This is a genomic window from Pseudomonas sp. Sample_21 (assembly GCF_004307525.1).
In the GTDB taxonomy this organism is placed as follows: domain Bacteria; phylum Pseudomonadota; class Gammaproteobacteria; order Pseudomonadales; family Pseudomonadaceae; genus Aquipseudomonas; species Aquipseudomonas atacamensis.
This window is the reverse complement of sequence record NZ_RCNZ01000129.1, coordinates 1-11748: the sequence shown is the minus strand read 5'-3', so window position 1 is coordinate 11748 and position 11748 is coordinate 1. Positions and strand designations below refer to the sequence as shown.

The window sequence follows — 11748 nt, the reverse complement described above, 5'->3', positions numbered from 1 at the left end:
GAGGCGAGGGTTTCGCAGGCGTTGGCCAGCAGGTCTTCGTTTTTGGTGTCGGCGGTGACGGCGTACATGGCGCGGGGGCTGAACGGCGGTGGAGTAGAGCCGGGTGGGCAGAGGTAGTGGTCGAGGGCGCGGTCGGCGGCTTGGTGGAGTTTTTTCGAGTCGAGGGATTCGTAGGGGGAGGTGGGGTCGGTTTCGGGTGGGTTGGGTGTTGGTTTGATCATGGGTGAAGCCTCTAGAGTGGTGAAGCTGCCACCGTTCGCTGCTAACGAAGGAGGTGGCGGCTGTACGCGGGTTAGCAGACCAGGACTCTAGAACCCGGCGCACCGAAGTGCCCCGCGCAAAGCCGCCATAACGGCAAGACCTTGTGCGTCTAGAGATAACCCGGGCTGCTAAACCCGATCACTGAACATTCAGCGACCGCACCACCATAGAACCCGCCCCCAAGGCGCACAAGCCGGCGGATTCTGGCGTAGCTGTAGGCAATGGCGCAAGAATTTGTAGCTTGGAAGGCGTGTCTGGAGGTGTCTTTTAAACAGCGGCGTTTAAAAGGCAAAAGTTGGCGACAGCACGGTAGATGTTTTTTGCCGGGAAGCAGGTGTTGGCTGTGAGGTCGCTTTCGCGAGCAGGCTCGCTCCCACATGAATCTTCAGTGCTCACAGGGGTGTGCCCGGGCTGGATCAAAATGTGGGAGCGAGCCTGCTCGCGAATGCAATCTGCCCGTCGACACTTTAATCTGAGCCAACGCCTTCGCGAGCAAGCTCGATCCCACAATTTCATCTCGCCAGATTCCAGATCAGCGGTTTAGAGTGACCAGCCACACGTTGATCACGGACCGATCCCATGTCAGACCCAACCTCCACGATCCATCTCGAACGCTCCAACGAATCCCACCTCGAAGGCATCACTGCGCTTTACAACGACCCCGCCGTTGCGCGGCAGGTGCTGCAGATGCCGTTTCAATCCGCCGAGGTCTGGCGTCAGCGACTGCAGGCCGACAGCGAGCGCGCGCTGAAACTGGTTGCTCTGCACCAAAGCGTGGTGATCGGAAATCTCGGTCTGGAAGCCTATTCAAGGATGCGCCGCGCTCACGCCGGCAGTTTCGGCATGGCGGTCGCGGTAGCCTGGCAGGGCAAAGGCGTGGGATCGATGTTGTTGGCAGCGGCGCTGGACGTTGCCGACAACTGGATGAATCTGCACCGCGTCGAACTCACGGTGTACGCCGATAACGAGGCAGCCATCGGCCTCTACCGCAAGTTCGGTTTCGAGGCCGAAGGGCTGTTGCGTGATTACGCGGTGCGCGACGGGCAGTGGGTCGACACCCTGAACATGGCCCGTCTGCGCGGTTCGTCGAAACCCTGAGTCAGTCGCCCAGTGCGAACGCCACCGCTGACTGCGCATGCAGCTCGGTGGTGTCGAGCAGAGGCAGGGCGCTGTGTTCGGGTTTGATCAGCAGGCCGATTTCGGTGCAGCCGAGGATGATCGCCTGGGCGCCACGGGCGGTCAGGGATTCGATGACGCGTTGGTAGATTTCTCGCGATTGTTCGCTGATCACGCCCACGCAGAGTTCGTCGTAGATGATCCGGTGCACCTCTTTGCGCTCGGCATCATCCGGCACCAGTACGGTCAGGCCTTGGGCGATCAAACGCTGCTTGAGGAAGTCCTGCTCCATGGTGAACGCGGTGCCGAGCAACCCGACCGTGCGCGCGTCGATTTCCAGTGCGGCCTGAGCGGCGGGTTCGGCGATGTGCAGGAACGGAATGCTGATCGCCGCCTGAATCTGCTCGGCGACCTTGTGCATGGTGTTGGTACACAGCACCACACACTCGGCGCCGCCAGCTTCGAGCCGGCGCGCGCCATCCACCAGAATCGCCGCTGCATCGTCCCAGCGCCCGGCGTGCTGGGCCTGTTCGACCGGGCCGAAATCGACGCTGTACATCAGCAACTGCGCCGAGCGCAACCGGCCGAGCCGCTCGCGAACCTGTTGGTTGATCAGGCGATAGTACTCGGCGCTGGACTCCCAGCTCATGCCGCCGATAAGGCCGATGGTGCGCATTTGAACTCCTCGGGCAATGCCGGGCTCAATGGAGCCTGGCCTGCCCGAAGTTTCCGGTGGTTTTCCGCCTCACGCCAGCTCCAGATCAACTGTATCGGCAAACTTTCATTCAGGTGTCATGGTGCTTTTTCGGGGAGCGGCTGGGTGTGATTACATCTGGCTTCCAGTGTTCTGGCATAACCGACATCCGGGCGCCAAGGCTCCAGGTTCCATTCCGGCTTGTCCCGCGCGATCGCCATGTGGCAAATCAGCTGGTGACGCATGCCATGAGTGTTCTGCCAATAGCGACTATTGGAATAGTCGCGCGTCAGTTCATTCCAGATGAAAGGTGTGCCAGGTGACTGCGTTCTTCTGGCACAGGGCGTTGGCGAGATGGCGAGCACCCATTGATAGTCCCGGTAAAACCAGTAGGCGTTCTGGATGTAGCGATTACAGCGCTCGACAATCACGATCACGCTTTCGCCATCCACTGCGGAGGGTGCGGTTTCGGCAGCGGCCACCTCAGTCATGCGCAGCCAGGAGGCAGTCAGTGCCAATGCGAGCAGGCAGTATTTTGCGTGATATCTGTTCATTGTTTCACCACCTGATCGGCTTCGACATAGCTGAAAGTTGTAGTACCAGTAGCGCTGGTCGCGGGCACCAGACGGATGATCGGTATCGTTCTATTGGGGTGTGTGGAGTTGTAAAAGTCTTGTTGGTTGTATCTTGCATCGGCGAGCGGTTTAGGGTCAGTCCCGCCGGAAATATAAAAAAACGCCAGTATCGGAAATGCGTTTGCCTTGCCGGCTGGCCAGGTTTTGATAATCACTTCGTTGTGTTCGTTGAAACCGGTAGCGCCTAACATTGCCTTGGCGCGCAGCGATTGATAGAACGCCGGAGCTGCCAGGGTATTACGCTCGTCTCGCACGTCGAAGCCACACTGTTGGAGGTTTTTGTTCACGGTTGCCCTGTCCCAGGCTGCTTTGAACTGCTCTGCAGTGGTTACATTCGCGTTGTGGCAGTAGCCGCTTTCAGGGTGTGCAGGGGTAGGAATGCACACGCCATTTTTACCGCGATGCCAGCCCCAGGAGTCCATCGGGTAAGAGCACAGAACTTGCAGTTGATCGGTATTGGCGGGTCGCTCCAGGACCGGGTAAAGAATGTAGCCGTTGCCGTAACCCCAGGCCAATCGGCCGAAATTGGTGTCGGCACGAAGGTAGGAAAACGAAATACCGCCGCTGGTAACAGAGATAGGGCTGGGCTCCCAGACCTTATAAGTATTGTTGGGGTCTTTGACTGTTACCCGAAGCATCACACCTGAGCAAAGGAAAGAGGGTTGCGAATTCACTTTGTTGCAATTGGGAAACTTGCGGCCATAAAGCGTCGTTAGATAACTGGCGGTGGCGGGACCGTCCAGTACCAGAGCATTGCTGGTGTTGGTGATATGTGGCGGTTGCGATGGGCTTTGAGAGCAACCAATCAACAAGGCTATAAGCAGTGAACCGATTATTTTGCGCATGACTGAGTCCTTGTCTCGCCGAATCTCAATTCTGGAATGTAGTGTTCGAGTAGAATTTTCTAGTGGTACGCCGCTAAAGCCTCACTCTTCGGCACCAGGAAAAAACCAGTGGCTCGCTGGCGCCTGTCCGGTTCAGCGTGTAGTTGAGAATCACCTCCCGTCCTCGATTTTCCAGGATCCACGCCGCAGGGATCGGGAGGTTGGTGTAGTCAGGATCTTTAATCAGCACCTCTTCGCCGTAGCGAACGACGACGCCGTGTAACGCCATGCGCACCGTGTAGGAACCATCAATCAATGCGGGGTAATAAGCCCTTAAATTGGTATTGTCGGAATTAAGGGAGGGTTCTCCCAAAAGATATTTCTGCCCGGTAACGGTCAAGTCCAGATCGCGTGAGGGAATTTCTACCGTGGTACCAGGCAGCCTCACGGTATAGGTCACCTCTGCGTGGCCGGCGCCGGCGTTATCGATGACCTCAAGTCGCGGAATCTGGAACCGCAATATCTGCCCCGGGCGGGCTACGGTCTGTACGGCTGTGCGATAGGTATAGTTTCGTCCCAGCCATTTGACTTGCACAGTTTGTCCTGTGTCGGAACCGGTGTAGCTGACCTCCACGGTGGCGAACGCAGCGTCATAGAAGTCCCTGACGAAATTCAGCTGCTTGCCATTGAGCTCCTTTGCTTCCAGAACCTTGGGCGCTGGCAAATCGAGTTCCGGCTGTTTGCGGATATGAACGTCCACCAGCGTGGCAGCGGACCAGACTGCCTGTGGCCCCGATGAGTTGCCGAGCTGGTCCATAGCCCTGAAGCGCAATGCGAACCTCGGATTGTCTTGCCAGAAGTCGTTGGTAAACAGCTTCAATACCACAGCGCCGGCGGTTGCTTGTGCAGCAGTCACGGTGTGGGATTTGGTCTGACCGTCACAATCGAGCGTAATGACGTCTCGCTCGCGCATATGGATGTATCGCAGCGTGACATCAACGCCCACCGCCGCGCGCACGGCGTCGATGCCGTTTAACACATCGTCCGGTAATGTCATGACCAGGTTCGGGTTATCCCCGCTTTGCGCAATCTCACCCGCTGGGCGGGGGCGGTTGTAGAGCAGTTTCAGCCCAAGCGATTCAACAGGCGTTTGAGCAATCCGCGTGACTTGCAGGCGGATGCGGTTGACGCCGTTTCTGAGCATGCCTTCAGGCAGCCCCATGGTGAAGCGCTGATTTTCTTCGCCCGGTTGGATAGTGTGGGGAACCACCGGCACTTGCGAATCTTCGAGCAATATACCGGCCGTGTCGAAAGCGTTCTGGTTCAACCAAGGGTCGATCAGCAAGCGGACCTCTCCGTTTACGGCCAGCGATAACGGCAAGCCGCCGTGCGGATTATCAGGATGTTGAATCGGGGTGACCCATCCCGGAATCAATACGGGGGCGATGTCTTGCGGCTGCGCTTGAGCCTCGATGATTACTGGCATGGACGTCTCCCGGTTTATTTGACTTAGTGGATTCGCAGAAGCAGAGGGACTCAGGGCCTGATCAGTTGGTCGGACTCGACGTACTGGAACGTGGCCTCGCTGGTGGGGGTCGAAGGCGGAAATAAACGGATGACCGGCACCCATATTCTTCGGGTGGTGGAGTTGTAAAAGTCCTTCTGGTTGCCCTGAGCCTCGGGCAGACCGGCATTGCCGCCACCGGCGATAAAGAAGAACGCCATGAGCGGTAAGGTGTCTTGCAGATTCTGTGGCCAGGTCTTGACCACGACTTCATTCTGTTCAGTGAAATGCGTTGGGTTCTGACTCAACATTCCGCGCGCTCTGACCGATTGATAGAACGGCACCGCGGCCGGCTTGCCGGTTGCCTCTGAAACATCGAAGCCGCACTGGCGAATGTGATGGCTATTGGGTGAGTTGTCCCACACGCTTTTCCACTGCTCGGCCGTGGTTACCCCTGCACTCTGGCAACGCTGGCTGGACGCCGGATACGAGGCGTGATGACCGCAAGGCGTGGTGCGGTTCCAGGTCCAGCCATCGATTGGAAATGAACACAACACATCGAGATCAACCTTGTCTTGTGGGGCGCCGAAAATCGGATACAGCATGAACCCGTTGCCATGGCCCCAGGCGAGTCGACCGTATTTGGAGTCGGTCCTCAGATAGGAAAATGACACGCCACCATTTTTGACGGACGTCGGGCTGGGGTTCCAGACGTGATGAGTCTCGCCCGGCTTTTTGTCGGTGACTCGAAAAATGACCCCCGAACAGAGGAATGCGGGCTGGTTGGCTGATTCATGGCAGTTCTGGGACTTCGAGTTGTACAAGGTATTCAACCACTCGACCACTTGCGGGCCGGTAATGGCGACATGCGAATTGTTACTGCCGCTTTGCTCGAACGGTGCCTGAGGAGCCGTTTGGACGCAGCCAATGAGTGTTGCAATTGAAACTGAAAGAATGATTTTTTTCACTTTGCTTTTCCCTGCGTCCTGATGTCGACTTCACTGAAGCGGTCACCTCGCATCGAAATTAAACATCGCTTTCGTAACGCGCCTAACTGTCAGATCTGACAGGTAAATTCAATTTTTTTAACCATCTGTCGGTTAGAGACTTCGCTAAAGCCGCCTTCGATGAGCGGTTAAACGTACACAGGCGCCTTGATCTGCCACTATCTGTTCTTGCGGGCTAATCGAGGGACTTGCTCATGAACGATGTACAGCAACTGGGCGAAATGCTTCGCCACTATGCCGAAAGCGAAGCGCACAAGAAGCAACTGTTCACTACGCAATCAGCTGAATGGGCAACACGGATTGGCGCGCTGTTCGACCAGATCGAGCAATGGCTTGAACCGGTCAAGGCGCCGAATCTGCTGGAGGTGAGTCGCGAGGCGTATGTCGCGTCCGGGCCGAGCGTGCCGGTGGAGACCTCGACGTTCAAGACGGAAAAATTGAGCATCGTGATTGCCGGCAAACCGGTGGAGTTTGTGCCGGATGTGATGGGCAGCGGCGGGCAGATTTCCCTGGCAGTGATGGGGCTGACGGCGGCCCGGTATGGGAGCATTTCGCTGGTTGGCCTGGCGGATGGTGCGTGGCAGTGGCGCAAGACCAATGGTTTGAAGGATCCGGATACGTTTGCGTTTGATGCTAATTTTCTGGCGCAGCAACTGCAAAGCCTGATTCCTCGCGATCGCACCTAGATTGGGACGCAGAGCGTCCCGGGCTGCATTCCCACGCAGAGCGTGTAACGATCAAACACCGCTATCGCGAGCAGGCTCGCTCCTTGGGGGGGTGAGGCGAGTACCGGGGAAACCCTTAGGTTCGGTGCCGATCCGGCATTTTCCCTTGGGTCACTGATGGCCTTTTGGTAGAGTCGCCGTCGCCAGCGGGTTTTCGGCTGGACGATGGAACCGAAGAAGGGAGTCTGATCAGTGAGTCCGGGCAAAAAAATCCTCGGTCTCACGGCGTCGCTTTTGCTGCTGACGCTGTGGGCCAGTTACTTTTACGTATTCAAGGAAAACCGCGACGGCCAGCTTGGCGGTGTCGGCGAGAGCACCGCGTGGTGCGGCACGCCACCGACCACGGAAGCGGCGTTGCTGGGCAAGGATCAACTGTCCTTGCGCGTCACCAACAACCTGCGCGGTGAGTTCATGGTTGGCGGCTCGCTGGTGGTTTCCGAACGAACCTTCAACCGCTATGACCTGGGCCGCAACGAACTGCGCCTGCGTCTGGAACCGTTGCAGTGGTCGTTCGGCGTGACGCCGATCTTCCTCGAGCAGATCAAGGTGCAGCCGCTGAGCCGCAACCTCTCGTCGACCAACAAAAGCGCCTTCGCTGAACTCGAACCACGGCCGATCGGCGTGCACGCCCAGACCGCGGCGTTCCCCTTCGACACTTATCGCTACGGCTACAAACCGGTGCTGTATTACCTCAAGGGCAGCGAGCGCGTCGACCTGCGCTTCAAGAACATCACCACGCTGATGGAGATGTCCAACACCTTCACGCCGATCCAGAAGTACAACCGCGCCGACTACATCAACGAGAAAAACTCGATGATCCGCGATGAGGACTACAAGCCGTACGGGGCGCACGAATGTGCGTTCAGCGTCGAGCGCAAAGGCTCGTTCAAGGTTGTGGTGCTGTTGCTTCTGCTGGTGCTGTGCCTGCCGCTGATGCTGGTGTTTTATCGCGATGAACCGGGGATCGACTTTCTCGCGACGCTGGTGGGAATTGCGGTGGTGCGCACATTGCTGATCGGGCCGGTGGAAGATTTCCAGCTGTACAACATCGACTTTTTGTTTGGTGCTGCGATTTTGTTGGTGGGGACGGTGTCGCTGATCAAGGCGATGCGCGCCAATAGCCGGCGGGAGATGGCTTTGCGCAGTGGAGAGACGTCTTCGTGGTGATTGTTCGATTCTGAAAGCCAAGATCAAAAGCCCCTCACCCTAACCCTCTCCCGGAGGGAGAGGGGACTGGTTTGGCAGCCCGTCACCCTAACCCTCACCCTAACCCTCTCCCGGAGGGAGAGGGGACTGACCGGGGTGTCTTGGGTGATACATCGAAGTGACAGACCGAGTCGATTACGGATTCAAAGCCGATCGCTCAAGTCGGTGCAATCCTTGAATATTCCCCAATCGGTCCCCTCTCCCTTGGGAGAGGGCTAGGGTGAGGGGCCACCGATCTCCAGCCGATCACTTGAGCGCCGGATCCCCCATATTCATTTTCTTCCAGCCCTGCAACAGCACCTGCGCCTTCGGTTCCTGGCCGCTATCGAGGTAGTACTGGATCAGCGACAGCCGCGCATTGCGGTTGGCCGGTTGTACCTTGAGCAAACTTTCCAGAATCGCGCACGCCTCATCAACCTTGCCGCTCTCATGCAGCGCCACCGCCAGTACATAGCCGTATTGCGCATTCTCCGGTTCGAGTTGTGCGGCTTTGCGCAGGTAGGACATGGCGTCGGCGGACTGGCCGGCACGGATCAGCGACAACCCGCGCGTGTGCTGCAACAGCGCCGCATCCGGATGCTGCTTGAGGCTGTCATCCAACAGCTTCTGCGCTTCGGTGGCGCGACCATTCGCTTCCAGCCACTGTGCCAGCGTGACCAGCGCCGGGTAGAAGTCCGGGTCACGTTGCAGGGCGCTGCGCAGCAACGGTTCGACCTCGACACTGCGCCCGCTGGCCTGGTACAGCATCGCCAGATTGAGATTGGCCTCGGCACGCTCCAGCAGGCTTTTCTGCACCGCTTCATACTCGCCAATCGCCGCGTTCCAGCTGGCTTGCGCCGCCCCCAGACCATTGTTGCGCGAGGCACCGAGCAGATCCCGCGCGGCGACGATGCGCACGGCTTTCACTGGATCATTGAGCAACGGCGCCAATAACGGCGCACGCTCCGGCGGTGGCAAGAATGCGCTGATTGCCCGCACCGCGCTGTCGCGCACCTGTGGCTCTGGATGTTTGAGATCCTGAGTGGCCAGTTTCAGCGCCTGTTCGCTCGGGTACAGCGGTAATTCCGCCAGCAGCATCGCGCGCTGGATCGGCGGCAGGTTGCTGCGCTGCAATTGCTGGTACAGCGCGTCGGCGGCGCCGGGCTGGCCATTGCGGATCAGCCACAGGCTTTCGTCATAGCGTGGCGCCTGCTGAGCCGGGGAGGCAGTGGCGTTCCACAATTTGAACTGCGCGGTGACCTTGTCGCCGGCCTTGCCCTGGTGACAGGTCAGGCAGGCGTCTGGGGTGCCGAGTTTCTGCGCACGCTCCGGGTTGGGAATGCTGAAACTGTGGTCGTGCCGAAAGTCGTTGCCCATGTAGAACTTGCCGGGCATGTGGCAATCGACGCACTGCGAGCCGGGCTGGCCCATGGCGTGGCGGGTGTGTTCAATGGAGTCGTAATTCTTCGCTTGCAGACCCTTGCCGTCGACGCCGGCGACCGAGGTCTTGCCCGCCGTGTTGTGGCATTGCAGACACACGGCGTTGCCCGGTGCCTTCAGCTCGTTGCTGTGCGGGTTATGGCAATTGCTGCAGCGCACGCCCTTGTCGAACATTTTGCTTTGCAGGAACGAGCCGTGTTCGAACACTTCGTCCTTGATCTTGCCGTCCAGCGCATAGAGTTCGCGGGTCAGGGCGCTGGGCAGGTAATCGTCCATCAGCCGCTTGCCGACGGTAAAGCCATCGCCCAGCGGTGCGCGGCGGGAATGGCAGCGCGCGCAGGTTTCGATTTCTACCGTGGCGTTCCTGTCCTTGAGATCGACGTCGAAGCCCTTATGGATCAAATCGTCTTTTTTCTGCGTCCACTCCAGGTGATTCGACGCCGGGCCATGACAGGCCTGACAGCCGACTCCGAGGCTGTTCCATTGACTGTTGAAGCTGTTGCTCTGCGCATCGAAATTGCGCTTGAAACCGGTGGTGTGGCATTCGACGCACATGAAATTGGCGTTCTGGCTCGGTTTGCTCCAGTGCAGCGGATTCTTGAAGTTCACGCCCTGGCCGGCGTACAGATGAAACCAGCGATTTTTCTCGGAATCCCACGCCACGCCGAGCGCTTGCAGACGCCCCTGACCGACCTCGATCAGATATTGCTGTAGCGGCGCGATGCCGAAGGTGTACGCCACTTTGAAGTCGGCATTCTTGCCGTCGATGCCGGGCGCATTGACCCAGAATTCATCGCCCTTGCGGGTGAACTTTGTTGTCTCGTTTTCGGCCTTGAAGGTCACGTTGTTGAAGTCGCCGAGGGTAGTTTCGGCGGTCGCCGGCTGCATGGCGAGCTGGTGATGCGAGCCTTGCCAGTCCTTGACCTGTTCGCTGTGGCAGCCCTGGCATTGCTGCTCATCGACCATGCTTGCCGGTTTGTTTGCCACAGTCGGTTGCGGCTTGGCTGGCGGTGCTACAGGCGTGCTGACCGCTGCGGGTTTGACGGGGGCCGTCGCCGGGCTGAACAGGAACCAGCCAATGCCTGCCACGGCCGACAGCAGCAGACCGATGGTGATTGGAAACAGGTAACGTGAAAAAGAGGAGGGTGACGCGTCAGGCTCAGGTTGCACCGCTTTGTTTTTGTGCTTGGGCATTGCGACTTCCGTAGTCCGGTGCGTTGGCCTTCTGGCGTGCATACATCTGGATGCAGCTTTGCCGCATGCAGCGCGTCTGTCAAATAAGCGCTGTGACTTGCTGCGCAGCGCCGTGTGAATTTTGTAATTTGCAATCGCAATTGCTGCGGTTTTAGCTATACCTGTAACTCCCCCTATGCAAACGATTTGGCCTTCTGACAGGAGTTACAGCATGAAGCTAGCCGCAATGATGGGCACGCTGTGCATCGCCACCCTGGGTGTGGTGGGTTGTTCCAGCAAAACCGTCGAGCCAGACCAGTACTCCGGTTTTCTCAAGGATTACAGTCAACTGAAGGAGACCAAATCACCGTCGGGTGCCGAGGTGATGCGCTGGATGGACCCGAAACTCGACATCAACAAATTCAGCAGCGTCTATGTCGAACCGAGCCAGTTGTATCCGAAGCCGCAAGCGACGGAAAAAATCCCCCAGCAAACCCTCAATGGCATCACCAGTTATTACGATCAGGCGCTCAAGCGTGAGCTGAGCAAGTCGCTGCCGCTGGCCACCGGCCCGGGGCCTGGCGTCATCGTGATACGGCCGGCGATCACTGCGGTGAGCAGCAAGACCGAAGGCCTGCATGTGTATGAGGTGATTCCGATTGCGCTGGTTGCTGCTGCGGTGAGTACGGCCACCGGTATTCGCGATCAGGAAACCACGTTGGCCACTGAGGCGGTGTTCCTCGACGGCAGCAGTAACAAGGTGGTGGCTCAAGTGGTGCGCAAGGGCACCGGTCAGCCGCTGGAAAATTCCTCGCAGGTGATGAAAGCCACTGATGTCAAAGCGGTGATCGATGGTTGGGCGAGTGACATGCATCAGACGTATCTGAAGCTCAAGTCCGAGGCCAAGTGATGTCGTGAGGCTTGACACCTCTTTGCGAGCAGGCTGGCTCCCGCTATTTTGGTGGGGCCTGCCTCCTGGTTTTTTGGGTACATATCCGTTGCTGCGGGTGTTGCTGATTACGGTTTCGCCCTTACGGCGAGGCACTTTTTCCAAACGCCGAAAAAGTACCCAAAAAGGCTTGCTCCTACGTTCGGCCCTCGCAGGCTCGGGTTCCTTCGCTGCGGGATCGATCCGGGCGCAGCGGCTACGGTTTGCTTCGCTGCACCTCCTTCCGCTGTGTCTG

The 11748-nt window shown here is 58.3% G+C and carries 10 protein-coding genes and 1 pseudogene; 4 read left to right on the top strand and 7 right to left on the bottom strand.

From position 1 onward, the window contains the following. Positions 1 to 221: pseudogene (locus tag D8U71_RS25295) on the bottom strand (hypothetical protein); the annotation flags it as partial. Positions 222 to 840: 619 nt separating this feature from the next. Between D8U71_RS25295 and D8U71_RS25290 the strand changes: the two are divergent. Then, positions 841 to 1359, top strand: a complete 519-nt coding sequence (locus D8U71_RS25290; RefSeq protein WP_130888970.1) for a GNAT family N-acetyltransferase — start codon at positions 841 to 843, stop codon at positions 1357 to 1359. A gap of 1 nt (position 1360) precedes the next feature. On the opposite strand, the gene D8U71_RS25285 is transcribed toward D8U71_RS25290, so the two are convergent. The 5 genes from D8U71_RS25285 to D8U71_RS25265 form a co-directional block, all read right to left on the bottom strand. Continuing rightward, entirely contained in the window at positions 1361 to 2053 is a 693-nt protein-coding gene (locus D8U71_RS25285) for an aspartate/glutamate racemase family protein (RefSeq protein ID WP_130888969.1), read from the bottom strand. 116 nt (positions 2054 to 2169) lie between these two features. Then, complete coding sequence (locus tag D8U71_RS25280) at positions 2170 to 2625, bottom strand: DUF2599 domain-containing protein (protein WP_130888968.1); 456 nt, start codon at positions 2623 to 2625, stop codon at positions 2170 to 2172. Next, a complete protein-coding gene (locus tag D8U71_RS25275; RefSeq protein ID WP_122612277.1) occupies positions 2622 to 3551 on the bottom strand; it encodes a halovibrin HvnC in 930 nt (309 codons plus the stop codon). The genes D8U71_RS25280 and D8U71_RS25275 overlap by 4 nt, the downstream gene beginning before the upstream one ends. Before the next feature lie 73 nt (positions 3552 to 3624). Then, entirely contained in the window at positions 3625 to 5016 is a 1392-nt protein-coding gene (locus D8U71_RS25270; RefSeq protein ID WP_241663616.1) for a hypothetical protein, read from the bottom strand. Between the two features lie 50 nt (positions 5017 to 5066). After that, on the bottom strand, positions 5067 to 6002 hold the full coding sequence (locus D8U71_RS25265; protein WP_130888967.1) for a halovibrin HvnC: 936 nt from the start codon (positions 6000 to 6002) through the stop codon (positions 5067 to 5069). A 233-nt stretch (positions 6003 to 6235) separates the two neighbouring features. On the opposite strand from D8U71_RS25265, the gene D8U71_RS25260 reads away from it, so the two are divergent. Both D8U71_RS25260 and D8U71_RS25255 read left to right on the top strand, forming a co-directional pair. Next, the gene (locus tag D8U71_RS25260) at positions 6236 to 6727 is read left to right on the top strand and encodes a hypothetical protein (protein ID WP_122881014.1); all 492 of its coding nucleotides are present in this window, start codon (positions 6236 to 6238) and stop codon (positions 6725 to 6727) included. Positions 6728 to 6958: 231 nt separating this feature from the next. Beyond that, complete coding sequence (locus tag D8U71_RS25255; RefSeq protein WP_130888966.1) at positions 6959 to 7933, top strand: hypothetical protein; 975 nt, start codon at positions 6959 to 6961, stop codon at positions 7931 to 7933. Positions 7934 to 8218: 285 nt separating this feature from the next. On the opposite strand, the gene D8U71_RS25250 is transcribed toward D8U71_RS25255, so the two are convergent. After that, a complete protein-coding gene (locus D8U71_RS25250; RefSeq protein ID WP_130888965.1) occupies positions 8219 to 10585 on the bottom strand; it encodes a tetratricopeptide repeat protein in 2367 nt (788 codons plus the stop codon). Between the two features lie 211 nt (positions 10586 to 10796). On the opposite strand from D8U71_RS25250, the gene D8U71_RS25245 reads away from it, so the two are divergent. Further along, a complete protein-coding gene (locus tag D8U71_RS25245) occupies positions 10797 to 11474 on the top strand; it encodes a DUF3313 domain-containing protein (RefSeq protein WP_024012860.1) in 678 nt (225 codons plus the stop codon). Positions 11475 to 11748 lie beyond the last annotated feature (274 nt).